This window comes from Methylobacterium longum (assembly GCF_022179385.1).
Taxonomy (GTDB): Bacteria; Pseudomonadota; Alphaproteobacteria; order Rhizobiales; family Beijerinckiaceae; genus Methylobacterium; species Methylobacterium longum.
Window position 1 is genome coordinate 1 of record NZ_BPQS01000027.1, and the last position, 25010, is coordinate 25010.

19 protein-coding genes and 1 rRNA gene are annotated in these 25010 nt (G+C 70.0%); 9 read left to right on the plus strand and 11 right to left on the minus strand.

All coding sequences use genetic code 11. The features are described from left to right. A 16S ribosomal RNA gene (locus MFF58_RS20290) occupies positions 1-98 on the minus strand; the annotation flags it as partial. A 582-nt stretch (positions 99-680) separates the two neighbouring features. Between MFF58_RS20290 and MFF58_RS20295 the strand changes: the two genes are divergently transcribed. Beyond that, complete coding sequence (locus MFF58_RS20295; RefSeq protein ID WP_238290699.1) at positions 681-2696, plus strand: M23 family metallopeptidase; 2016 nt, start codon at positions 681-683, stop codon at positions 2694-2696. 16 nt (positions 2697-2712) lie between these two features. Here MFF58_RS20295 and gluQRS read toward each other — a convergent pair whose 3' ends face one another. The 3 genes from gluQRS to MFF58_RS20310 all read right to left on the minus strand — a co-directional run bounded on the left by gluQRS (position 2713) and on the right by MFF58_RS20310 (position 6281). After that, complete coding sequence (gene gluQRS / locus MFF58_RS20300; protein WP_238290700.1) at positions 2713-3573, minus strand: tRNA glutamyl-Q(34) synthetase GluQRS; 861 nt, start codon at positions 3571-3573, stop codon at positions 2713-2715. Between the two features lie 145 nt (positions 3574-3718). Further along, a complete protein-coding gene (locus MFF58_RS20305) occupies positions 3719-4000 on the minus strand; it encodes a hypothetical protein (RefSeq protein WP_238290701.1) in 282 nt (93 codons plus the stop codon). 250 nt (positions 4001-4250) lie between these two features. Further along, positions 4251-6281: an ATP-binding protein gene (locus tag MFF58_RS20310; protein ID WP_238290702.1), complete on the minus strand. Its 2031-nt coding sequence runs from the start codon at positions 6279-6281 to the stop codon at positions 4251-4253. A 202-nt stretch (positions 6282-6483) separates the two neighbouring features. On the opposite strand from MFF58_RS20310, the gene MFF58_RS20315 reads away from it, so the two are divergent. Then, positions 6484-8127 (plus strand): GMC oxidoreductase, encoded by a 1644-nt coding sequence (locus tag MFF58_RS20315; RefSeq protein ID WP_238290703.1) that lies wholly within the window; start codon positions 6484-6486, stop codon positions 8125-8127. Between the two features lie 128 nt (positions 8128-8255). Next, positions 8256-9194, plus strand: coding sequence for a LysR family transcriptional regulator (locus tag MFF58_RS20320; protein ID WP_238290704.1), 939 nt, complete (start codon positions 8256-8258; stop codon positions 9192-9194). Positions 9195-9203: 9 nt separating this feature from the next. On the opposite strand, the gene MFF58_RS20325 is transcribed toward MFF58_RS20320, so the two are convergent. Beyond that, positions 9204-10688 (minus strand): DUF2252 domain-containing protein, encoded by a 1485-nt coding sequence (locus MFF58_RS20325; protein WP_238290705.1) that lies wholly within the window; start codon positions 10686-10688, stop codon positions 9204-9206. 265 nt (positions 10689-10953) lie between these two features. Between MFF58_RS20325 and MFF58_RS20330 the strand changes: the two genes are divergently transcribed. From MFF58_RS20330 to MFF58_RS20355, 6 genes are all read left to right on the plus strand, one after another. Then, positions 10954-12606, plus strand: a complete 1653-nt coding sequence (locus MFF58_RS20330; RefSeq protein ID WP_238290706.1) for an acetolactate synthase large subunit — start codon at positions 10954-10956, stop codon at positions 12604-12606. Between the two features lie 43 nt (positions 12607-12649). Beyond that, positions 12650-13825, plus strand: coding sequence for an iron-containing alcohol dehydrogenase (locus MFF58_RS20335; protein WP_238290707.1), 1176 nt, complete (start codon positions 12650-12652; stop codon positions 13823-13825). A 241-nt stretch (positions 13826-14066) separates the two neighbouring features. Next, complete coding sequence (locus tag MFF58_RS20340) at positions 14067-14891, plus strand: poly(R)-hydroxyalkanoic acid synthase subunit PhaE (protein WP_238290708.1); 825 nt, start codon at positions 14067-14069, stop codon at positions 14889-14891. A gap of 82 nt (positions 14892-14973) precedes the next feature. Further along, a complete protein-coding gene (gene phaC, locus MFF58_RS20345; protein WP_238290762.1) occupies positions 14974-16044 on the plus strand; it encodes a class III poly(R)-hydroxyalkanoic acid synthase subunit PhaC in 1071 nt (356 codons plus the stop codon). A gap of 246 nt (positions 16045-16290) precedes the next feature. Then, positions 16291-18303 carry an acyl CoA:acetate/3-ketoacid CoA transferase gene (locus MFF58_RS20350; protein WP_238290710.1) on the plus strand — a complete coding sequence of 671 codons (2013 nt, stop codon included), beginning with the start codon at positions 16291-16293 and terminating at the stop codon, positions 18301-18303. Beyond that, the gene (locus tag MFF58_RS20355) at positions 18296-19768 is read left to right on the plus strand and encodes an NAD-dependent succinate-semialdehyde dehydrogenase (protein ID WP_238290711.1); all 1473 of its coding nucleotides are present in this window, start codon (positions 18296-18298) and stop codon (positions 19766-19768) included. The genes MFF58_RS20350 and MFF58_RS20355 overlap by 8 nt, the downstream gene beginning before the upstream one ends. Before the next feature lie 208 nt (positions 19769-19976). Here MFF58_RS20355 and MFF58_RS20360 read toward each other — a convergent pair whose 3' ends face one another. The 6 genes from MFF58_RS20360 to MFF58_RS20385 form a co-directional block, all read right to left on the minus strand. Next, positions 19977-20255 (minus strand): hypothetical protein, encoded by a 279-nt coding sequence (locus MFF58_RS20360; protein WP_238290712.1) that lies wholly within the window; start codon positions 20253-20255, stop codon positions 19977-19979. A 63-nt stretch (positions 20256-20318) separates the two neighbouring features. Next, positions 20319-21245 carry an efflux RND transporter periplasmic adaptor subunit gene (locus MFF58_RS20365; protein WP_238290713.1) on the minus strand — a complete coding sequence of 309 codons (927 nt, stop codon included), beginning with the start codon at positions 21243-21245 and terminating at the stop codon, positions 20319-20321. After that, positions 21242-21451, minus strand: coding sequence for a DUF1656 domain-containing protein (locus tag MFF58_RS20370; RefSeq protein WP_238290714.1), 210 nt, complete (start codon positions 21449-21451; stop codon positions 21242-21244). Before MFF58_RS20370 ends, MFF58_RS20365 begins: the two co-directional genes overlap by 4 nt. Next, positions 21448-23508 carry an FUSC family protein gene (locus MFF58_RS20375; RefSeq protein WP_238290715.1) on the minus strand — a complete coding sequence of 687 codons (2061 nt, stop codon included), beginning with the start codon at positions 23506-23508 and terminating at the stop codon, positions 21448-21450. The genes MFF58_RS20370 and MFF58_RS20375 overlap by 4 nt, the downstream gene beginning before the upstream one ends. Continuing rightward, a complete protein-coding gene (locus tag MFF58_RS20380; RefSeq protein ID WP_238290716.1) occupies positions 23505-23990 on the minus strand; it encodes a MarR family winged helix-turn-helix transcriptional regulator in 486 nt (161 codons plus the stop codon). Before MFF58_RS20380 ends, MFF58_RS20375 begins: the two co-directional genes overlap by 4 nt. A 321-nt stretch (positions 23991-24311) precedes the next feature. Next, entirely contained in the window at positions 24312-24971 is a 660-nt protein-coding gene (locus MFF58_RS20385) for a response regulator (RefSeq protein ID WP_238290717.1), read from the minus strand. Positions 24972-25010: the final 39 nt, after the last annotated feature.

Sequence of the window (25010 nt, forward strand, 5' to 3'; positions counted from 1 at the left end):
TCACCCGTCCGCCGCTGACCCCGAAGGGCCCGCTCGACTTGCATGTGTTAAGCCTGCCGCCAGCGTTCGCTCTGAGCCAGGATCAAACTCTCACGTTGAAGAGATTGATCTGGCCGATCACATATATTCTCAGACGGAGCCTCACATCGACCAAGTGCCAGACGCTTCACAGCGCTCAACACCCGTCGGTGAGCTCAGAAAGAAGAACAACAGATCGGCACAAGTCTCTCACGCCAAGCCCTAAAGCTTGGCCGCAAGGACAAACGCCGCCCGCGTCTCCCTTCCTCAATCCAACTTGTCAAAGAACACCCCGGAACCCCGGGGCTCATCACAGGCAAACAGAGGACCACCCGGCTACTTCGCCGGCCAGTCCCGCCGCTTGTCAGAAGATGGCTCAGCGCCCGGTCCACTTCCGCGGCCGGCGCCGATGAACCGGGGTATAGATCCACCGCTCCGACCCGTCAACAGCCGTCTGCAAAAAGTTTTCCTGCGTTTCCGCGGTCTGCCGAGTCGGGTCGCTCGGCGTGGTGCGCGCGGGCGGCTGGGAGCCATGAGCCCGTCGCGACGCCTCAATCTCGACACCCTGCCTCGTGAGATGGTTCGAGCGGGCGCGGGATCGCGCCCGGCATGGTAGATCCGGTCGGCGGATCCGGTCACCAGCGTCTTTTCAGGGCCTTCGAGTGAAGCGCGAGCGACTCAAGATCGGCGACGTGGCGGCTCTTGCCCCGGCCCACGGGGTGCAGGCGCCGCTGGACCATCTCGGCGCCTCCACGAGCCAGATCGATCGGCGCGCCGTGAACCTGCGCTGGCTCTGTGCCAGCACACTGACCGGCTTGACCGGCGCGGCTCTCATCGCTGCGGCGCTCCATGTTTCCCTGCAGGGTGACGTGTCGTTCGCGGCGATCCCCGAGAAGGCGGTCGTGGTGGCCCGGCCTCAACCCAGCGAGAGCGGTGCCAATATCGCCCGGAAGGGCGACCGGCTGGTGCGCAACCTGATGATCGCCTCTGCCAAGCAGAGTTTCCGCGCGCCGGTGACGGTCCGGCTCGGCGACCGCGAGATCATCAAGGCGAAGGCCTTCGTCCGCCTCAGCGCCCCGCTGTCCATGACCACGGGCGTCTACGCCAGCGAACCGCCGCGCTTTGATCCCATGAAGTTCGTCTCGGACGAGCCCCTCGAGCGTGCGCCCGAAGCGACCGACACGCCGAGCGCGGAGGTCAGCGTCGTCAAGCGCGATCTCCTCGAAGCGCCGGTCGACGCCAACGCCCCGGCGCTCAGCGACGACGACGTTACCGCTCAGGTCGAGGAGGAGCGCCGCATCGCCGCCGAAGCCGGGCGCCGTGCCGCCATCCCGATCGCCCCGCAGATCCTGTTGTCGCGCACGCTGCAGCAGGGCGCCGCCGGCGACGGTGCGGTTGCCAAGGAGGCAAACCCGTTCAAATCCATCGAGGTGCTGGTCGTACCCGAGAACGTCACCAAGGTCTCCAAGGTCGAGCTGAAGCCCAACGAGGCGCCGCTCGTGGAAGAGCGCGACCTCGCGCTCAAGCGCGGCGACACCTTGGAGGGTACGCTCAGGGCCACGGGGCTGGCGAACGATGAGGCGATCCGCGGCATCGTCGCGGCGCTCGGCGGCAAGGCGCGCATCGCCGCCCTGAACGAGGGCCAGCCGATGCGCGTGCAGATCGCCCCCGGGCCCCGGCCTGGCGATCCGCGCTTGGTGACGCGCGTGGTGCTCTACGGCGAGTCCGGCATCGAGGGAATCGCGGCCCTCAACGATCGCGGCGCCTTCGTCTCGGTGGCGCCCCCCGCCGAGGACACCCCGTCATCCAAGGCGCAGCCCCAGGCCGAGGCCGGCGAGGACGAGGACGAGGATGCCGGATCCGGCCCGCGGCTCTACCAGAGCCTGTACGAGACCGCCGCGCGGCACGACCTGCCACGCGCGACCGTCGAGGACATCGTCCGGGTCTTCAGCTACGATCTCGACTTCCAGCGCCGTATCGCCAGCGGCGACGGTCTGGACGTGTTCTACACCTACGAGGACGAGGCCAGTGCCGACCGGCCCGACCTGCTCTATGCCGCGCTGACGCTGGGCGGCGAGACCCGCAAGGTCTACCGCTTTCAATCCCCGGACGACGGCACGATCGATTACCTCGATGAGCAGGGGCGCTCGCTCAAGAAGTTCCTGCTGCGCAAGCCCATCGCGGACGGCATCATGCGCTCGGGCTTCGGCTACCGACGCCATCCGGTGCTGGGCTACGCCAAGCTGCACACCGGGGTCGACTGGTCGAATCCGGTGGGTACGCCGATCATGGCCGCCGGCAACGGCGTGGTGATCCGCGCCGAAATGACCTCCGGCTATGGCAACCGGGTCGAGCTGCAGCACGTCAACGGTTACGTCACGACCTACAACCACATGTCCCGGATCGGTCGGGGCATCCGCGAGGGCGTCAAGGTCCGGCAGGGCCAGGTCGTCGGTTATGTCGGGTCCACCGGTTTGTCGACCGGCGCGCACCTGCACTACGAGGTCATCATCAACGGCCATTTCGTCGATCCGATGAAGATCCGTGTCCCGCGCGGCCGCGAGCTCGACGGGCGAATGCTCGCCGAGTTCAAGCGCCAGCGCGAACAGATCGACGCCACCATGCAGAAATCGAAGAGCGCCACGGCGATCGCTCAGCGCGACGCGGTCGTGCGCTGACGCGCCGGCGTCCGTCTCAGGCGAAGCCGAGGCGGGCACGGATGGCCTCCGGCGTGACACCGGCCTGCCGAAGGTCGGCGAGGGTCTGCGAGCCGCGCGACTTGGCGAGCTTCTCGCCCCCGGCGTCGCGCATCAGCGAATGATGCCGGTAGCGCGGCTGGGGCAATTCAAGCAGGGCCTGCAAGAGCACGTGGAGATCGGTCGCCGCCTCTAAGTCCCGGCCGCGGACCACGTGCGTGATCTCCTCCACGGCGTCGTCGTGGACGACCGCGAGGTGGTAGCTCGTCGGCACGTCCCTCCGGGCAATCACGGCATCCCCCCAGCGCGCCGGATCGGCACCGACCCGGCGCTCGCCGGAGTCGTCGAAGGCGACGTAGCCGTGCGCGGCGCCGGCGCAGCGCAGGGCGGCCGCGACGTCGAGGCGCCAGGTATGCGGATCCCCGTGGGCAATGCGATCGGCCACCGCCCCGGGATCGCCGTTGCGGCAGGTGCCGGGATAGAGCGGTGCGCCGTCGGGATCGCAGGAACGCTCGCCACCCACGGCACCGGACGCGACCCGGGTTCGGATCTGCCCGCGTGAGCAGAAGCAGGGATACGCGAGCCTCCGGGCGATCAGGTTCTCGAGGGCGGTCCGGTAGGCTGCCATGTGCCGGGATTGATGCCGCACCGGCTCCGGGTAGGTCAGCCCGAGCCACGCGAGATCGGTTCGAATCCCATCGATGAAGTCAGGTTTCGAGCGTGCAGGGTCGATATCCTCGATCCGGAGGCGACAGATGCCGCCCATGCGGCGAGCGAGGTCTGCATTGAGCAGCGCCGAGTAGGCGTGGCCGAGATGGAGCCGCCCGTTCGGGCTCGGCGCGAAGCGTAGGCGCGGCATGAAGGGACTCATGCTGCGCGCCCCCGGACGCATCGCCTTCGCCATCGTCTGCGCGAATGGTGCGAACGGCGCCAAGCGATCCCGCGTAGTCCTCGCCGGCGCCGTGGTGTCGCCGCGAGGCGCGTCAGTACCGGGTGGCCCAAGCTCACCCGTCGCGGCGGCGGAGGCAGTGCGGCGCCGCGGGCTGGCAGGCGATGCCGGGCAGCGAACAGGCCGGGCCCGCCGCAAGGCGTTGGCAGACCGTGCAGCCGTCGGTCCATTCCAGGCAGGCCGGATCCTCGGCGACCGCGCGAACCGGCGCGCTATGACGCGTCGGCGCCAGTGCTCCGATGAGGACTGTGGCGATCACGAGGGCTGCCGTGCCCCATGCGGCGAGCGCGCCGCTCGAGGAGCGCGGTGCGGGCGACGGGGAGTGGGCTGTCGACATGGACGCTCTGTTGGCGCGGGATGCGCCCCGCTGTCAACGCGGGTCGGATCGGGCGCTTCGGCGAATGCACGGGAGCGCCGCGCCGACCGGCCTCGCGTCACCCGAGATCCCTGTGGTGGCCCCGAGGCTTCGCGCGTGGAGGGCACGAAGCGCCCGGCGGGATCTGGTGCTGGTCACGCATGCCTTCCCAACCCGCTGTGGCGAACCCGTCGCCGCCGCCTTGACGGGTTGCCGGCGCGACCGAGCAAGATCAGGCCGCCTGTGCGGATTGCCGCTCGAGCAAGGGGGGGAGGAGCTTCAGGTTGAGCGGCTTGGCCAGAAACCCGTCGAATCCCGCCTCCCGCGCCGCGATCTCGTCCTCGCGGCCGGCATTCGCCGTGAGCGCGACGAGGCGGAGCCGTCCGGTACCGGTGGACTCGGCCGCCCGGATGCGACGGGCCGTCTCGTGGCCGTCGAGGCGGGGCATGCGGACGTCGATCAGCGCCAGATCGAACGGCCCCTCGACCTGCAGCCGCTCCAGCGCCTCGACGCCGTCCACCGCGTGGACCACCGTGGCGCCCAGGCGCTCCAAGGCCCGGGTCGCCAGCAACGCGTTGATCGGGTTGTCCTCGGCGAGAAGCACCCGCATCCCGCAGCCGGTCCGCGGCGGTGCCGCGGGTGGTGCGGTCGCACTCTCCGGCGTCGCGGCCGGCGCGAGCAGGCGCTCGAACAGTGAGCGGGGGCGGACCGGCTTGATCAGGTAGCCGTCGAAGCCTGCGGCACCCGGGGAGCCGAAGCCGCGCCGATCGAAGGGCGAGAGCAGTACGAGGCTGGTGCGTACCCCGCAGGCATGCGCGGCGTCCGCGATCTGCCGCACCACCCCGTCGCCGAGTGCCCGGTCGGCCAGCACCACGTCGAACGTGGCGCCGGAGAGGGCGTCGAGGCCCGAGTCGAGGCTGTCCACAATCACCGTCGCCGCCCCGGCCCGGGACAGGAGGCGGGCGAGGTAGGGAGCCTGGAAGGGCGAATCGGCCACGATCAGACAGCGCCGGGCGGAGAGCGGCGGCAGCGGAACGCGCCTGTCGTGCGCTGCGCCGTCCCTCTCCGCGAGGGGGAGCACGACCCGAAAGGTCGAGCCGCGCCCGACGCGCGAATCCGCCTCGATCCGGCCGCCCATGCGGGTGACGAGACGCCGGGTGATGGCGAGCCCGAGGCCCGTGCCCTCGTGGCTGCGGCTCGAACTGCCGTCGCCCTGCTCGAACTCCTCGAACAGGATGGGGAGCCGCTCCTCCGGGATTCCCGGTCCGGTATCAGCCACCGCGAGCACGACCTCGCCACCGTCCGCGGTACGGGTGAAGCCCAGGGTGACGCCCACGCCACCGCGGTCGGTGAACTTGATGGCGTTTCCGGCCAAGTTGATCAGGATCTGTCGCACCCGGTCGGCGTCGCCCACCACCGCGGCAGGGAAATCCTCGGCGACGTCGAGGGCGATCTCGATCCCCTTGTCCTGCGCCCGCGGCGCCAGGAGTTCGACCACGCCTTCGGCGAGGACCGGCAGGTCGAACGGCTCGGCCGCGAGGTCGAGGCGTCCGGCCTCGATCCGCGAGAAGTCGAGCACCCCGTCGATCAGGCCGAGCAGCGCCTGGCCGCTGGTACGGACCGCCTCCACGTAGGTGCGCTGCTCCGGGTTGAGGTCGGTCCCAAGCACGAGATCGGCCATGCCGAGGATCCCGTTCAGCGGCGTGCGCATCTCGTGGCTCACCGTCGCTAGGAAGCGGGATTTCGCCACGCTCGCCGACTCGGCACGCTCCAGGGCGGCGTTGCGGCTGCGGATCGCCTCGACCCGGGCGGTCACGTCGCGGCCGGCACGCAGCCAATGCATCGCGTCGCCGTGCGCCACCGGCATCTCCACGAAGGCGAACCAGCGCACGCGACCGTCCGCGGCACGGACCTGCGCCTCCATGCGGCGCACCCCGTCCTGCCCGATCTCGACGGTGTTGCGGTCGAGGATCTCGAGATCCGTCTGGGAGCCAAGCAGGTCGAGGGGCTCGCGGCCGAGGAGGCGGGCAAAATCGTCGTTGGCGTAGGTGATGCGCCCGCGGGCATCGCGCTGGACGATGATCTCGGTGGTGGCGGCCACCAGCGCGCGGTAGCGGTCCTCGCTCTCGCTGATGCGCCAGATGCGGTCCTGCAGCCGCTCGGCCTCGTTCTCGTCGTACAGCGCGCCGCGCGAACGCCAGCGGCCGAGCGCCAGGATCGCCGCTACCAGGAGCGCCAGGACCAGCGCGATATCCTCGATCATGCCTGCCTCCCCGGCGGGGGCCGGTCCAAACAGGATCGCAGCTGAAGCTGAAGGTCGCGTTGGGAAAGGCGCTTAACTGGTGGTTGCGGTCAGCGCGGCGTCGGAGCCTGACAACGGGTGTGCACGAAACGGAGCGGGGGCATGATCCGAACCGCGACTCGCGAGTTGCCTGCCTGGACCGAGACCCGAACGGAGACGGCACATGTCCGGTGAGCACTACGACGTCATCATCGTCGGTTCCGGCCCCGGGGGTGGGACGATGGCGTGGCGTCTCGCGCAGACGGGCAAGCGGATCCTGCTGATCGAGCGCGGGGATTACCTCCTGCGCGAGCCGCGCAATTGGGACAGCCAGGCGGTGATCGTCGATGGCTACTACCAGGCCACGGAGACTTGGTACTCCTCGGACGGCAAGAGCTTTCACCCTGGGCTGCATTACTATGTCGGTGGAAATTCCAAATTCTACGGTTCAATCCTCTTCCGCCTGCGCGAGAAGGATTTCACCGAGATCCGCCACCAGGACGGTATCGCGCCGGCTTGGCCGGTGGGCTACGACACGTTCGAGCCGTACTATCAGGCCGCGGAGGAGCTGTTCCACGTCCACGGCCTGCGCGGTGAGGACCCCACCGAGCCCTGGTCGACGAAGCCCTACGCGCATCCGCCCGTCTCCCACGAGCCGCGGATCCAGGAGCTGTTCGACAACCTGAAGGCGGCCGGACATCACCCGTTCCACCTGCCGGTGGGCGTGCGGCTCGTGGAGAAAGACGGACGGGCCATCTCCACCTCGCCCTGCATCAAGTGCGAATCGTTCGACGGCTTCCCCTGCCCCACCAACGGCAAGTCCGACGCCCAGACTATGGTGGTGGATCCCGCCCTGCGCGACTGCCCGAACCTGACGCTCCTGACCCGGACCTACATCGAGCGGCTCGTGACGGATCCGTCAGGCCGCACCGTCACCGGCGTCGCCGGCAGCCGGGACGGCGCGCCCTTCGAGGCCTCGGCCGACATCGTAGTGGTGGCCTGCGGCGCCCTCTCCTCGGCACTGCTGCTCCTGCGTTCGGCCAGCGACCGGCATCCGAACGGTCTCGCCAACGGTTCGGATCAGGTTGGGCGCAACTACATGCGCCACAACAACTCGACGGTGCTGGCAATCTCCAAGACGCCGAATCCGACGCGCTTCCAGAAGACCCTCGGTCTGAACGACTTCTACTTCGGCGATCCGGATCCGACGGACGATTGGGATTTCCCCCTCGGTCACATCCAGATGGTCGGCAAGTCGGACGGCGTCCAGATCCACGGCGAGGGCCTGCCGGGCTTCCTGCAATGGTTCCCCGACAAACCCTTCGATTGGATCGCCAAGCACTCCGTGGATTTCTGGCTGACCTCGGAGGACGTGCCGCTGGCCCAGAACCGGGTCTACTATAAGGACGGAAAGGTCCATCTCGACCTCACGGAGACGAACGTCGAAGCGCACAAGCGGCTCCGGCAGAAGCTGCGCGCCATCTGCAGCTTCACCGACATCCATCCGCACCTGTTCGACCGATCGCTCTACCTCGGCAAGAACGTCCCGATCGGCGGGACGGCGCACCAGGCGGGGACCCTGCGGTTCGGCGACGATCCGGCCACCTCTGTCCTCGACCGGAATTGCAAGGCGCACGAACTCGACAACCTCTACGTCACCGACGCCAGCTTCTTCCCGTCGATCGGCGCCGTGAACCCGACCCTGACGATCATCGCCAACGCGCTGCGTGTCGCCGATCACCTCGTCGCGCGGATGGGGGCCCGGGACGAGATCCCGCCGCCGCGCCTCTTCGACCATACGGAGCCGCGAGAGCCGCTGCCGGCTTGAGGTCTGTCCGGTCCGGAACCTCCCACCCGCGACCGCATCCCGAGGTCGTGGTTGGATAGGCCCGCTAACGCACGCCGCTGGCCGTGGATGTTGCTATAGCTCGGCGAGCTCAAGCGACAGTGACGCCCGTGGCCATTGACCATATCGATCTCAGCCGGATCGACCTGAACCTGCTGGTCGCCCTGGACGCGCTGCTCGACGAACGCAGCGTCACCCGGGCGGCCGCCCGGGTCGGGATCGGCCAGTCGGCGATGAGTTCGAGCCTCGCCCGCCTGCGCCGCCTGTTCGACGACGAGCTCCTGACCCGGGCGCCGGACGGGATGCGGCCGACGCCCCGGGCCCTCAAGATCGCCGAGCCGTTGCGCGCCACGCTCCGGCAGGTTGAGGCGCTGGTGCATCGGGAGGATCGCTTCGATCCGGCGACCGTGGCGCGGACGTTCACGGTGAGCCTGCCCGACAGCGTCGAGGCGCTCCTCGGGCCGCGACTGATCGCGCAGCTCCGCCAGGAGGCTCCCGGGATCAGGTTGCTGCTGCGCTCGATCGACCGGACCCGGATCCTGGACGAGCTCGATGCCGACCGGGTGGATCTCGCCATCGGGCTGTTCTCCGAGGGTCAGCTGCACCACAAACAGCGGCTTCTCTACCGGGACAGCTACGTCGTGCTGTTCAACGCCGCGCTGATCGGCCTCCATCCGCCGATCGGGCTCGACGACTACCTGCGATTCCCCCATGTCCTGACATCCCTGCGCGAGACCGCTCACGGGGTTGTTGACGACGCGCTCGCCCGTATCGGCCGCTCGCGTACCCTGGCGGTGACGACGCCGCGGTTCCTCGTCGTGCCCTTCATGGTCCGCGCCGCGCCGGTGATCGCCACGATGCATGCGCGGCTCGCCACCGCCTTCGCCAGTGCCCTGGCGCTCAGCGTCAGCCCCGTGCCGGTGCCCCTGGACGACGTGGCCGTGTCGATGCTCTGGCACGCCTCCTACGACCGCGACCCGGCCCATCGCTGGCTGCGCGACCTCCTGGTGCGGCTGGCCGGCGAAGCGCCGGTCCAGGGGGTGATCTGAGGGGTCGCGTCACAGGCACGGATCGTCCGCCGCCGCAAGGCGCCCGTGATCGATCGCCTTGCGGAAGAGCGCGTGATCCGCCGCGTTCCGCTCGGCATAGGCCGCCGCCCAGTCGGCGATCGCGCCGCCGAGGTCGTGATGCTTGCCGCTTCCGCAGTAGCCGGCGATCGCCGCCGCGTCCCCGGTCCGGGCGTGGGCGCGGGCGAGCAGCGCCCCGTAGGCGTACGAGAAGGTCAGCAGCGGCGCGCCGGACATCCGCGCCAGGGGGAGCGCGCCCTTCAGGTTCTTCATCTGCCGCACGTAGAACGGCCGCCCCGCGATGCTGGTCCAGCCGAGGAGCGGATCGCCCACCGCCTGGAGCAGCCGCTGACCGTAGATCACGCGCTCGCCCTCGTGCCCCGCATAGGGTGCGGGCATGCCCGGCAGGTACGGGGCGTGGGCGGGGCGGACCGCCTCCTTGACCTGCAGGAACAGCGCGTCGGCGTCAGAATTGCCGAACAGCAGCGCGAGGTAGGCACGGGTTCCGACGCTCCCGATCCCGACGACGCGATGGGCGACGTCGACCACATGATAGCGGTCGAGCATGAAGCGGCGCTCGCGGGGCAGGGTCTCGGCGTAGCGTTCCAGGCCGGTGACGACGCCCTCGCGCGTCGCCTCGTCGACCGGAGTCAGGATCGGCGGATCAGCCTGCAGACGCCAGCTGCCGTCGGTGCGCCGCTCCGCGACCTGCCCGAGCAGGCTGCGGTTGTTCCGGCGCCGGGCCTTGTCCACCGCGTGCCGCACCACGGCCCGGGCCTCCATGTCCATCCGCAGACCGGCGATGTGCGGGGTATCGGCGCGCGTGGTCTGGTACCAGACGTCCAGCGATCCCTGCGGCGCAAGGCGCCGCATCGTCTGCTGATAGCCGGCGACCACCTCCATGACGGCGTTGCGCCGCTCCCCCGCCGTCGCGCCGGCATCCGCTGTGGCCACCGCGAGGCCGGCCGCAAGGCGCTTGAGATCCCATTCCCAGGGGCCGATCGTCACCTCGTCGAAGTCGTTGAGATCGAGGACGATGTCGCGCTGGGGCGTGCCGAACAGGCCGAAATTGTCGATGTGGGCGTCGCCGTTCATCACGACGTCGATACCGCTGCGGGGGCCACGCGACAGGTCCCAGGCCATCACGGGCGCGGCTCCGCGCAGGAACGCGAAGGGCGAACTCGCCATCCGGGCGACCCGCAGCGGGAGCAGGTGCGGCTGGCGGCCCTCGTGCGCCGCCTCGATCAGGTCGACCGGGTCCGGCCGGTCCGAATCGGCTTTGAGCACGGCCTGGGCCGCGTGGGGCACCTCGGCGCGCAGCCGCTTGCCGGCGTGGCGGCGCTTGTCCCAGGATTCGACCCCCGCGCGCAGGTCGATGCGGGGGAAATCGGCGATCGGTGCGAGCACCGATGCCGCGGCCGAGGCATGCGCGTCCCCGTCATCCGGCGCTGTCTTGTCGCTTTCCAGGCGGTCCATCGATAACCAATCCGTGCGCGCCGGACCGCCTCGACCTTACGGACGTCATCCCGGCACCGGGCAGACTTCCATACGGTAGCATCCGCCCGGCTCTGTGACTTTCCGACCCTGCGCGGCCCTTGACCGCTCTACGGGCCGGCCCTCTAACGAACCGCTATTCGGGAAGCGTTTCTTCGTCCCGTGCCGTTCCGTTGGAGGCCGCTCGACGCGCGGGCCAGGAGCGGACCGGGATCGCGGGCGCGCCGTTGCATCAGCGAGACTTCGCATGCCCAAGGGTTCAGATCTACTCGTGGCGGCCCTCGAGAACGAGGGCGTCGACCGCATCTTCGGGATCCCCGGCGAAGAGAATCTCGACGTCGTCGAATCCCTGCGCAATTCCAAGATCGAGCTGGTCCTGACCCGCCACGAGCAGGCGGCGAGCTTCATGGCCGCCACCCACGGCCGCCTCACCGGCCGTCCCGGCGTCTGCCTCTCGACGCTGGGCCCGGGCGCGCTCAATTTCTCCACCGGCGCGGCCTACGCCCATCTCGGCGCCATGCCGATGATCATCATCACCGGACAGAAGGGCATCCTGTCCTCGCGCCAGGCGAAATTCCAGATCGTCGACGTGATCAGCTCGATGAAGCCGATCACCAAGATGGCCCGGCAGATCGTCTCGGCCTCCTCGATCCCCAGCATCGTGCGCGACGCCTTCCGGGTCGCCACCGAGGAGCGGCCCGGACCGGTGCTGCTGGAGCTGCCCGAGGACATCGCCTCGGAACAGGCCGAGGCTCATCTGGTGCCCTCGCACCCGATCGATATCCCGGTCGCCCACCCGGCCGCCATCGAGCGCGCCGCCGCCATGATCCTGAAGGCCAAGCGCCCGCTGATCATGCTGGGCGCCGCCGCGAGCCGCCCCCGCGCCACCGGCGAGCTCGGCGGCTTCGTGCAGCGCACTGGCATCCCGTTCTTCACCACCCAGATGGGCAAGGGCACCGTCGCGGGCGGGACCGACCTCTACATGGGCACCGCGGCGCTCTCCGAGCGCGACTACGTCCACGAGGCGATCGACCGGGCCGACCTGATCATCGCCATCGGCCACGACACGATCGAGAAGCCGCCCTTCTTCATGGGCCAGGCCGACCAGAAGGTCCTGCACATCAGCTACATGCCGGCCAACGTCGAGCAGGTGTACTACCCCGACGCCGAGGTGGTGGGCGATCTCGGACCGACCCTGAAGCTGCTCGCCGAGAAGCTCGACGGCAAGCTCCCCAACGCCGGCGCGCTGCTGCACCTGCGCGAGCACATCCTCACCCATATCGGTGACCGGGCCGGCGAGGATCGCTTCCCGGTGACCCCGCAGCGCCTCGTGCGCGACGTGCGCCGGGTGATCCCCGAGGATGGCATCGTCTGCCTCGACAACGGCATGTACAAGATCTGGTTCGCCCGGAACTACCGGACCTACGTCGCCAACACGCTGCTCCTCGACAACGCGCTGGCCACGATGGGCGCGGGCCTGCCCTCGGCCATGATGGCGGCGATGCTCTACCCGAACCGCCGCGTCATGGCGGTCTGCGGCGATGGCGGCTTCATGATGAACAGCCAGGAGATGGAGACCGCGGTGCGGCTCAAGCTCAATCTGGTGGTGCTGGTGCTCGACGACTCGGCCTACGGGATGATCCGCTGGAAGCAGGCCGTCGACAAGTTCGCCGATTACGGCATGACCTTCAACAATCCGGACTTCGTTCTCTACGCCAAGTCGTACGGGGCCACCGGCCACCGGGTCGAATCGGTCAACGACCTCGTGCCGACCCTGGACCGGGCCTTCGCGGCGGGCGGCGTCCACCTCGTGGCGGTGCCGATCGACTATTCCGAGAACACCCGCGTGCTGGTCGACGAGCTGCGCGCGAAGGTGAAGGATTTCGAGCCCGCCGAGTGACCTTGGCCTCGCAGAGACTCGGCATGCAAGACAGGGAAGCGCGATGAATCCGTTCACCTTCCAGACCACGCCGAACGTGCTGTTCGAGGCCGGCGCCTCCCGGAAGCTGCCGGAGATCGTCGGCAGTTTCGGGGCCAAGCGCGTCCTGCTGGTCACCGACAAGGGCGTGCGCGGCGCCGGGCTGACCCGGGCCGCCGAGACGGCTCTGACCTCCGCGGGCGTCACCCTGGACGTCTACGAGGACGTAGTTGCCGACCCGCCCTCCACGGTGATCGAGGCGGCAGCCAGGCGCGCCCGGGAGCTCGGGACCGATCTCGTCCTGTCGATCGGCGGCGGCTCGGCGCTCGATACCGCCAAGCTCGTGGCCTACCTCGCCAAGTCGGACGAGCCGCTCGACGCGATCTACGGCGTCGGCCTCGCCAAGGGCGACCGCCTGCCGCTGATCCTCGTACCCACAACGGCCGGCACCGGCTCCGAGGTGACGCCGATCTCGATCGTCACGACGCCGACCACCGAGAAGAAGGGCGTCGTCGCCCCGAAGCTCCTGCCCGACTGGGCGGTGCTCGACCCGGAGCTGACGCTGGGCCTTCCGTCCCACGTGACGGCCGCCACCGGCATCGACGCCATGGTCCACGCCATCGAGGCCTTCACCAGCAAGAACAAGAAGAACCCGATCTCCGACCAGCTCGCCAAGCAGGCGTTGGCGCTGCTCTCGGCCAACATCCGCACCGCCTGCACGGACGGCAAGAACCTCGAGGCGCGCTCCGGCATGCTGCTCGGTTCGATGCTGGCCGGCATGGCCTTCGCCAACGCGCCGGTCGCGGCGGTGCACGCCCTCGCCTACCCGGTCGGCGCACTCTTCCACGTGCCGCACGGGCTCTCGAACGCCCTCGTGTTGATGGGGGTGATGCGCTTCAACCTCTCCCACGCGGAGGGACTCTACGCCGAGCTGGCGCCGATCCTCGACCCGGCCGCCGCGGATCTGCCGCAGCCTGAGGCCGCCAAGCGCTTCGTCGAGAGCCTCGACGCGATCTGCCGCGACTGCAAGGTGCCAGCCTCCCTCGCCGAGGTCGGCGTCGCCCGGCAGGACCTGGAGCGCATGGCCACCGACGCGATGAAGCAGACGCGGCTCCTCGTGAACAACCCGCGCGAGGTCACCTACGACGACGCCTTTGCGATCTACGCCGAGGCCCTCGGTGAGACGCGCCCGGCGGCGTGAGGGCGCGTCTCGCCATTCTCGACCTCATCCTGAGGTGCGGCGAAGCCGCCTCGAAGGAGCCCTCCAGAAGCCGCTGCCGTCCCTGGAGCCCTCCTTCGAGGCCTCCGTTGCGCTCCGGCACCTCAGGATGAGGGTTCAGGGCGGGAGCGATCAAGGGTTTGCGCGACGGGCGATCGAGCCCGTGCGCTGACGACACGTTCTGCGGCATCGCGGGGCCGGAACGGCCGGGAGGAACGCCAGCATGGACCAGTTCGACGCGTTCCGCGCGATGGGCGAGTTCTGGACCCGGGCCGGCGCGGGCTTCCTTACCCCCGGCGCCGGGCAGTCAGCCCCCACTTTCGGCTGGCCGACCTTTCCGGCGGCCGATCTCTCCGGCCTCGCGACCGCGCAGGCCAAGCTGACCGAGGCCTGGACCTCTGCGACCGCGTTGTCCCAGACCCTGACGGCGTCGCTGCAGGGCGGCCCCGGCGCGCCGGACCCGACCGCGGGCGCCGTGCTGGCCCGGATCTTCGATCCCCAGGCCTGGCTCGGCGGCTCGGGCGAGTTCGACGCCGCGCTCACCCGCATGGCCGAAGGACCTCAGCTCGCCGATCTGTGGCAGACGGAGCGGCGCTACGCGGCCCTGTTCACCGCTTGGGCGAGCCTGCGGCGGGCGCAGAGCGAGCACCAGGCCGTGATGCTGGACGCCTGGACGCGCGCCGCCGGCACCTTCGCCCAGGAAGCCAATGCCCGCGCCGAGCGCGGCGAGAGCTTCGCCTCCGCCCGAGACATGATGACCCGCTGGATCGAGACCGCCAACGCGGTCCTGCTGGAGGTCCAGCGCTCGGAGAAGTTCCTAACCTCGCAGCGGACGGTGCTGCGGGCCTCCACCGACCTCCGGCTCGCCCAGCAGGATGTCGCGGCCTTCCTGTCCGAGTTCTACGGCCAGCCGACCCGCGCCGAGCTCGACGATGTGCACAAGAGCCTGACCGAGCTGCGCCGCGAGGTGCGGGCGCTCCGCCGCGAGCGCCGCGCGGCCAGAGCCAAGGCGGACGGCGCGCGCGCCGCGGAGGAATCCCATGGCTGACCAGGAGAGCCGCACCCCGGAGAGCTCCAACCCGGAGCCCCCGAAGGCGCCGGCCGCGCCGCTCGCCCTGACCCCGGCCGAGATGCTCGCCGAGGTCGGCACCCTCGGCCAGCGCATCAGTGCCGGCGCCAAGCTGTTCGCGGAGGTCCGCGACGCGGATGTCGCGATCGCCACCACGCCGAAGGATCTGGTCTGGAGCCAGGACAAGGTGAGTCTCTACCGCTACCGGCCCCTCGCCGAGAGTCGGGGGCTGCCGCCGGTCCTGATCGTCTACGGCCTGATCGGCCGCTACACGATGGCGGACCTGCAGGAGGACCGCTCGCTGGTGCGCAACCTCCTGAATCTCGGCCTCGACCTCTACGTGGTCGACTGGGGCAATCCGGGCCGGGCCGACCGCTACGTCACCATCGACGATTACGTCGACGGCTACCTCGCCGAGTGCGTCGCCTTCATCCAGGAGGCGGCCGGGCGGGAGACGATCAGCCTGCTCGGGATCTGCGAGGGCGGCGTCTTCACCACCTGCTACGCGGCGCTCTATCCCGAGACCGTCAACGCGATGGTGCTGACGATCACGCCGATCGACTTCCACGCCGATGCCCGGGACGCCCGCGCCGGCCACGGCTTCATCAACGTCTGGACGCGCTCGCTGACGCCCGAGGATGTCGACCGGCTGATCGACGCGCAGGGCACCCTACCCGGCGCCTTCATGGGCTCGGTGTTCTCGATGATGACGCCGATGCGCACCATGACGAAGTACAACCTCGACTTGCTCGACGCCCTGGACGACAAGAAGAAGTTCCTGAACTTCCTCCGCATGGAGAAGTGGATCGCCGACCGTCCGGACCATCCCGGCGAGGCGGCCAAGCAGTGGCTGAAGGATCTCTACCAGGACAACAAGCTGGTGCGGAGCGCCTTCGAGCTCGGCGGCCGGACGGTGGACCTGAAGCGGATCACCTGCCCGGTGTTGAACGTCTTCGCGCAGGACGACCACATCATCCCGCCCGCCACCTCGCAGGCGCTGAAGGGCCGGATCGGCACGAGCGATTACACAGAGATGGGTCTGCCTGGTGGCCATGTCGGCGTCTTCGTCGGCGGCAAGGCCCAGAAGCTGCTGGGCTCGGGCATCGCCGACTGGCTCGGCAAGCGGGGGTAGGATGGTCGCTCATCGGTCCGAGACGGGCGCGACGTCCCTCCCCTCCCCCGTTTGCGGGGGAGGGTCGCCCCTGCATCGGCAGGGGGCGGGACTGGGGGACCCGGGTACAGGAAGGGGCGCGGCCGACCTGACATTCGGGGTTCCAGTCCTCACCGTCGCGTCCCTCTCCCGACCCGCTCCGGAGACCGCCCTCCCCCGCACGGGGGCGCGGGAGAGGCGCGCATTCCGGGCGCCGAGGACCAATCCATGGGCAGCCTGAAGAACAAGATCGTCAGCGCCGACGAGGCGATCGCCATCCTCCAGGACGGCGACATGGTCGCGGTGTCGGGCTTCGTCGGGATCGGCACCCCGGACGAGTTGATCCTGGCGCTGGCGCGGCGCTTCACATCCGGCACCGGCCCGCACGGGCTCGGGCTGATGTTCGCCGCCGCCCCCGGCGACGGCAAGGAGCGCGGCCTCAACCAGCTGGCCATTCCGGGCCTCGTGAAGCGGGTCGTCGGCGGCCACTGGGCGCTCGTGCCGAAGCTCGGGGCGATGGCTGTCGAGGGCCTGATCGAGGCCTACAACCTGCCGCTCGGCGTGGTCTCGCACCTCTACCGGGAGATCGCCGCCCACACCCCCGGCCACATCACCAAGGTCGGCCTGCGCACCTTCGTCGACCCGCGGCTCGAGGGCGGCAAGCTCAACGCCGTGACCCGCGAGGACCTCGTCAGCGTGGTCGAGCTCGGCGGTGAATCCTGGCTCCACTACAAGGCTTTCCCGGTCAACGTCGCGCTGATCCGCGGCACCACCGCCGACCCCGCCGGCAACATCACCATGGAGCGCGAGGCGCTCACCCTCGACAACCTCGCCGCCGCCATGGCCGCCAAGAACTCGGGCGGCTTCGTCATCGCCCAGGTGGAGCGGCTGGCCGAGGCTGGCTCGCTCAACCCACGCGAGGTGCAGGTGCCGGGCGTGCTGGTCGATTGCGTCGTGCTCAGCCAGCCCGAGAACCACCGCCAGACCTACGGCACGCCCTACAACCACGCCTTCACCGGCCGCCAGCGCGTGCCGCTCGACCGGATCGCCCCAATGGCGCTCGACACCCGCAAGGTCATCGCCCGGCGCTGCGCCTTCGAGCTACCACCCGGCGGCGTGGTCAATCTCGGCATCGGCATGCCCGAGGGCGTCGCGGCGGTCGCCGCCGAGGAGCGGGTGCTCAAGTACCTGACGCTCACCGCCGAGCCGGGCGTGATCGGCGGCCTGCCGCAGGGCGGTCTCGATTTCGGCGCCGCCCTGAACCCGGCCGCGGTGTTGCACCAGAACCAGCAATTCGACTTCTACGACGGCGGCGGCCTCGACCTCGCCTGCCTCGGCCTCGCCCAGTGCGACGCGGAGGGCAACGTCAACGTCAGCCGCTTCGGCAAGCGGCTCGCGGGCGCGGGCGGGTTCATCAACATCTCGCAGAACGCCAAGAGCCTCGTCTTCGCCGGGACTTTCACGGCCGACGGCCTCAAGGTGGCGGTGGAGGATGGCGGCATCCGGATCCTCGCCGAGGGACGTTCGCGCAAGTTCGTCGGCGCGGTGGAGCAGGTAACCTTCTCGGGGTCCTACGCGGCCGAGCGTGGTCAGCCGGTGCTCTACGTGACCGAGCGCTGCGTGTTCCGCCGGACGCGGGCCGGCATGGAGCTGATCGAGGTCGCGCCGGGCATCGACATCGCGCGGGACATCCTCGGCCAGATGGGCTTCACGCCGATCGTGCAGGACCCGAAGCCGATGGATCCGCGCCTGTTCCGCGAGGCCGTGATGGCGCTGGAGCCCTGGCTCCTCGGGCTCTCGCTCGCGGAGCGGATCAGCTACGATCCGGAGCGCAACATCCTGTTCTCGAACCTCGAAGGTTTCCAGGTCCGGACCATCGACGATGTCGAGCTGGTGCGCCGCGAATACGAGCGCGCCTGCCAGGAGATCGGCCGCAAGGTCCACCTGATCGCGAACTACGACGGGTTCGAGATCGACCCGACGGTGAGCGACGCCTACTTCTCAGCGATCGCCTACCTCGAAAACCGCTATTACGAGACCGCATCCCGGTATACGACGAGCGCGTTCTTGCGATTGAAACTTGGCGCCTCGTTGGCGAGCCGCGATCTGGCTCCCCATGTCTTCGAGACAAAAGCCGAGGCGCAGGCGAGGAATACGGCCCAGAGCGTGCCCCTCAAGCCGCGGACGGTAATGTCGGAAACCGACATGCCGCAGCCGCCGAAGGAACCGTTGGATGCCTGAGTTCGAGACCCTCTCCCTGAAGGACCGCGCCCTGCTGGTCGAGTCCTGCCTGATCGGCGGCACATGGTCGAAGGCCGGCTCCGGCAGCATCGACGTCACCAACCCGGCGACCGGCGCGCTGATCGCCAGGGTGCCGAGTGCCGGCGCCGAGGAGACGGCCCAAGCGATCAAGGCCGCCCACGCGGCCTACCCGGCTTGGCGCGCCAAGACCGCCAACGAGCGCGCCGTGCTGCTGCGCAAGCTCGCGGCGCTCGTCACCGAGCACCAGGAGGACCTCGCGCAGATCCTCACCGCCGAGCAGGGCAAGTCGCTGACCGAAGCCCGCGGCGAGGTCGCCATGTCGGCGGCCTACGTCCTCTGGTTCGCGGAAGAAGCGCGCCGCGTCTACGGCGACGTGATCCCCTCCCCCTGGGGCGACCGCAAGATCCTCGTCACCAAGGAGCCGGTCGGCGTGGTGGCGGCGATCACGCCGTGGAACTTCCCGTCCTCCATGATCGCCCGCAAGATCGCCCCGGCGCTGGCCGCCGGCTGCCCGATCGTGATCAAGCCGGCCTCGCAGACCCCGCTCTCGGGCCTCGCCTGGGGCGTGCTGTGCGAGCGCGCCGGCTTCCCGGCCGGCACGGTCTCGATCCTCACCGGCTCGGCCCGGGCGATCGGCGCCGAGATGACCGGCAACCCGCTCGTGAAGAAGATCACGTTCACGGGCTCCACCGAGGTCGGCAAGGTGCTGCTGGAGCAGGCCGCCCACACGGTGAAGAAGGTCTCGATGGAGCTCGGCGGCAACGCGCCCTTCATCGTGTTCGACGACGCCGACCTCGACAAGGCCGTCGCCGGCGCGATGCTCGCCAAGTACCGCAATTCCGGCCAGACCTGCATCTGCACCAACCGCTTCCTGGTGCAGGACGGGATCTACGACGCCTTCGCGGAGAAGATGGCCGAGGCCGCCAACCGCCTGAAGGTCGGCAACGGCTTCGAGGACGGCGTCGCGCAAGGGCCGCTGATCGACATGGCGGCCGTTGAGAAGACCGAGGCGCATATCCGCGACGCCGTCGAGAAGGGCGGCCGGGTGGTCGCGGGCGGCCACCGCCACGCGCTCGGCGGGCAGTTCTTCGAGCCGACGGTGATCACCGGCGCCACCCCTGCCATGGCGGTGGCCCGCGAGGAGACCTTCGGCCCCCTGGCGCCGCTGTTCCGGTTCCGCGACGAGGCCGAGGCGATCCGCATGGCCAACGACACCGAGTACGGCCTCGCCTGCTACTTCTACACCCGCGACCTCGGCCGCACCTTCCGGGTGGCGGAGGCGCTGGAATACGGCATGGTCGGGATCAACGAGGGGATCATCACCACCGAGGTGGCGCCCTTCGGCGGCGTGAAGGAATCCGGCCTCGGCCGCGAGGGCTCGTATCAGGGCATCGAGGATTACCTGAACACGAAGTACCTGTGCGTGGGCGGGCTCGGCGCCTGACGCTCGCCCCGGCGCCCTTGCGCTGAGTGTCAGCGTCCTTCCGGGGCGTCCGAATGCCAGATCCGCCGACGGTGCAATAGAAATCGCGTCGACGGATCCGAATTCCGGGCGCCGTTGCGTGGCCCGGGATGAAGAGGTGCTTGCGACGGCTCTCCGGGCTCGCCACGCAAGCTGCCACCTGCGGGCTGCTCCGAAGCGACCGCGAGGCCTACCGACCGCTCGGTGCCGCGCCGCTGCCTGTGGTGCCGTTGCCCATGCTGCTGCCACCGGCGGCACCCGGGGTGCTGACGCGCGGGCCGCCACTCGTACCGGGCGCCAAGCCGGTGGAGCCGGTGCGCTCCGCACTGCCTGTGCCGGTGCCGCCCACCGCGCCCGACTTGTTGACGTTGCCCCGGTCGCTCCCGCCGGTGTGCAGAGCCTGGGCCAGCGCCGCGCCCGATGTAGCGAGCACGAGGGACGTGGCCAGCGCGAGGATCGTCTTCGTCATGGGGACCTCCTGATTCGTCGTGTCAGGCCAACCCGGGTGCCGGGGGATGGTTCGGCCGCCGTCTCAGCGGGCGAGCGCCTCGCGCCACGCCATCCAAGGCCAGCGCAGGGTCTCCGCGCCCGCCGCGGGCGCTATCGACACCGTCGCGGTCCGGCCACTCACCAGCCGCGGATCCGCCGTGCCGCCGTCGAGGGTGATCCGCACCGGGATGCGCTGGGCGAGGCGCACCCACGAGAAGGTCGGGTTGACGTTGGCCAGGAGGTTGGTGGCGTCGCTGCGGCCGGTCTCGCCGATGCCGCCCGCGATGCTCGCCACGCGGCCCCGGAGCACGCCGTCCTCGCCCATCAGCTGGACGGTCGCCGGCGCGCCGACCCGGATGCGCGGCAGCTTGGTCTCCTCGAAGTAGCCCTCGATCCGCACCGTGTCGCGGTCGATCAGCGCCATCACGCCCCGCCCGGTGGTGACGTAGGCGCCCGGCCGCAGCTCCATGTTGGCGATCCGGCCGTTGACCGAGGCCCGCACCGCCGAGCGCTCCAGATTGAGCTTGGCGAGGTCGCGGTCGGCCCGGGCCTGCTCGTAGGCCGCCTGGGCGGACAGGTCGGCCGCCCTGGCGGCCTCGACCTTCTGCTGCGAGACCGCCGCGTCGGAGAGCTTGCTGTAGCGGGCGTAGTCGGCCGCATTCTGCTCGGCGGTGGCCTTGCGGCCCTCCACCATCGCCTCCGCCTGCCGCAGCCCGAGGCGGAACCGGTCCGGATCGATCCGGAACAGGATGTCGCCCGTCCGCACGACCTGATTGTCCTCCACCAGCACCTCGGTGACGAGGCCGGACACGTCGGGCGCCACCGCCACAACGTCGGCGCGCACCCGACCGTCCCGAGTCCAGGGTGCCTCCATGTAGTAGTCCCACAGGCCGAGGCCGACGATCAGCGCCGCGGCGACCATGCCGAGGGTGACCAGGAGGCGGCCGAGGACGGAGAGAACGGCGGTCATTGCAGGGTCCGGTGGGCGAGGGTCACGACGCCGCCGAGCAGGACGACGTAGAGGGCGAGGTCGAAGAGCGGCCGGTGCCAGACGAGGCGGTAAAAGCCGGCCGCCGCAAGCAGGCGGCGCAGCGGCAGGCTCAGTGCGAACGCGATGGCCATCCAGAGGGCGAGGCCGGGCACGAACACTCCGTACAGGTCGATCTCGCCCATCATGCCGCCATCTCCCGGTCGTCCGGCACGGTCGCGGCCCTATAGGCGGGCGCGTCGGGGAACAGGCCGCGGCGCAGGCCGGTCAGCCCGATCAGGGCGGCTCGGCGCTCCGGCGACGCCGTGGCGCCCGCGACGGCATCGAGGGCTCCGTCGAGGGCGGCGAGGAGATGGGCGTGGAGATCGGCGTCGCCGTGGTCCGTCCGATCGCGCAACTGGCGGGCCGCCATCGCCAGGAGGTGGTCGACGGCGGCGTGAGCCGCCCCCGGCAGCTGTCGGCGCACCCGCCGCACCTCAACGAGGTTGATGCCCACCCGCACGTCGGCCAGCAGGTCGCCCATCGCCGCCGCGGTCTCAGCCGGGAGTGCTGTCAGACGCGGGGCGATCAGGCCGACGCGGTCGAGCATCAGGGCCGCGAGTTCGAGGCCGTGCCCAGCGCCGCGCCCGTCCGCGGCCGCCGTGAGGCTGCGCCGGTTGATCCCCACCAGCCGCCGCGCGCTCCACCCGGCGCCGACCGAGCGGATCAGCCGGGTCACCACGGCGGCGATCCACATTCCCGTCACCGACGCGACGACCCCGTTGGCGAAGGGCGCGAAGTCGCCGCTGTAACCGTTCTGAAGGGCCAGCAGGGTGGCACCGTTGAGGGCCGCGCCCATGCCCATCGGGGCGAAGCGCGGCTGCGTCATCATCAGGCCGCACAGGATCAGGGCGGGCGCCAGCGCTAGGGCCAGCATCTCGAAACTGGTGGCGAGCGGCAGGACCGCGAACAGGCAGAATCCCGCGCCGAGGGCGCCGACGATCGCCGAGTTGGTGAATCCGAGGATTTGCGGCGCCGGGTCGTCCTGCGCGGCGAACAGGCAGCAGGCGACCGCCCCCATCATCGGCGCCGCAGACCCGTCGGGCCAGCCGGTGGCGATCCAGACGGCGCAGCAGGCCAGCAGCCCGACGAACACGCCCAGGGCCGAGAACGCCGCGCGACCGTGATCGCGATGGCGGATGGTCCGCACCCGGGCCGTGTACGCGAAGGCGAGCGGCGCCGTGGGTGCGGTGCCGGCGGCCACGTGGCCGCGGAGCGCGCGCAGGTCCTGCCGCAAGTCGATCACGTCCCGCAGACGGACCGCCAGGCTCCCCAGTAGCAATGCGGTCCAGTCCGGCGCAGGTCCGAGGACCGGCTCGAACCCGTCGATCCGACCGCGCAGCTCCGCGGCGCCCTCCGGGTCGTCGCGGTCGTCGGCGAGCCACACGGCGAGGTCCGACAGGAAGGCCCGGGCGCGGGCCGGGAGCGCGCCCGCCTGCTCCAGGATCGCCACGCGGTCCGCCACGGCGGCGGCGATCGGCAGGACCATCAACATGTGCTGGCGGAGCAGCGCGCAGGCCTTCGCGGCCCCCTCCGAGCCGGTGGCCTCGTTGCGCAGGGCGAGGCCGAGGGCGTCGAGGCCGATCGCGTCCGACGCGAGGCGCAAGCGCTTGGCCTGCTCGGCGTCGCGCGTTTCCGGCGCCCCAGTCGGCGCCAGGGCACCCTGGATCCAGGCTCGCGCCTCGGCCAGCCACAGGTTCAGCCGGTCGATGATCGCCGGGGCGGCCGATTGCGGCATCACGAGCGTGGCGACGAGGCTGGCGCACAGGATCCCCAGCGAGATCTCCTCGGCGCGCGCGACGGCGGTGTCGAAGATCGCGTTGGGATCGTCCACCGCCGGAAAGCCGATCAGCGCGGCCGTGTAGCCGGCGAGCATCGGCAGGTAGCTCGCGGGCGTGCGGTCGAGGAGCGAGACGTAGAGGCAGGCCGCGACCCAGAGCGCCACCGCCAGGCTCAGCAGGATCGGCGCGTTGACGAGGTTCGGCACCAGCACGACGCTCACCGCCGCGCCGAGCACCGTGCCGCAGACCCGGTAGACGGCTTTCGAGCGCGTCGCTCCGGAGAGCACTTGGCTGGTGATGTAGACGGTCCCGAGTGCCCAGTAGGGCCGGGGCAGGTCGATCCACAGCGCCAGGTATAGGGCGAGCATCGCCGCCGCGTAGGTCTTCAGCGCGAAGGCCCAGTCGCGCCATCCGGGCAGGGTCACGACGCGGGCTCCAGCGCGAGCCCGGCGACCGCGCGGCCGTGGCGCTGGAGTGCTGCGAAGACCCGGAGGCTCGCTTCGAGATCGGCGCGGCTGACCCCGGCGAAAACCTGCGCCCGCAGGGTGGAGAGCTCAGCCTCGATCCGCTCGAACACTTGGCGGCCGCGGGCGGTCAGGCCCAGCACCTTGGCGCGACGGTCGGATGGATCCTCGCGGCGCACCACCAGCCCGGCGGCGGCGAGCTGATCGATCAGGCGGACCAGAGAGGGGCCTTCAATGCCGACTGCGTCCGCCAGGACGTTCTGACGCGGCGCCTCGGCCATCCGGCCGATGATGATCAGCGGGTGCGCGGTCGCGTCGGACAGGCCATGCGCCTCGGCGACGGTGTTGGCGGCGCGCCGCCAGTGCCGGCCGGTCGTCAGCAGGGCGTGCGTCACGGCCTGCTGGAGCTTCTCGTGCGTATTCGGATCGTCGATGTCGGTCACGGTCCGGTCCACCACCGCGAGGGCCCAATCGAGACGCAGGTCAATCGGATTGCATGCTGATAGATAGCATCATATCGATTATGACGAGGCGGCACCGCGCGGGAGCAGAGTTGCGGTCAACGAATGGCTTCGCCTCAAAAGACGGGCGTGCAGCATCGAAGGCATGTGCCTCGGCGTGGTGTCAGCCGCCGCCGTCGCGACCCCACGGGGGCGCTCCAGCCGGCGCCACGCTGATCGATGTCGCTCGGCCTGGATCACGCTGACTCGTTCCTCACGACGGCACGGATCGTATCGCGCCGCGTGGTCAGGACGGCGGAGGCGTCAGGCGGGATGCGTGTTGTGGATCTGTTTGAAATCCAGGGATGCCGTGTCGATCACGATCTGCGTCCGGCTGATCACTTCGAGCTTGCGCAGGATCTCGGACACATGCGCCTTCACGGTCGAGTCGCCGACCTGAAGCTCGTGGGCAATCTGCTTGTTGAGCTTGCCCTGCCGGATCATCATCAGCACTCGCAGCTGCTGAGGCGTCAGCCGGGCGAGGCGTTCGGGCAAGGGCGCCTTCTTGCTCCGCGGCGCCGGTGCACTGGCCTCGGTGAAGCCCGGCGGCAGGAACAGCGCGCCGCTCATCACCTCGGTGATCGCCCGGGTGAGCGTCGCCTTGTCCATCGCCTTCGGGACGAACCCGGCCGCGCCGTGCTGCAGGGCCTCGCGCACGATGCGCGGATCCTCGTGGCCGGACACGATCAGGATCGGGATGCGCGGGAAGCTCGCCCGGATGGTGATCAGACCGTCGAACCCGGTGACGCCGCGCATCGACAGGTCGAGGAGCGTCAGGTCGATGTTACGGTTCGCTGAGAGGACTGCGCACGCCGCCTCGATCCCGTCGGCCTCGTGCAGAACCGCATCCGGATGCGCGAGGCGGATCGTGGCCGCCAGGGCGTCACGGAACAGGGGATGATCGTCGACGATCAGGAGATGCACGGACACCTCGGTCCTTCGCTCGAGATCCTCACAGGATCC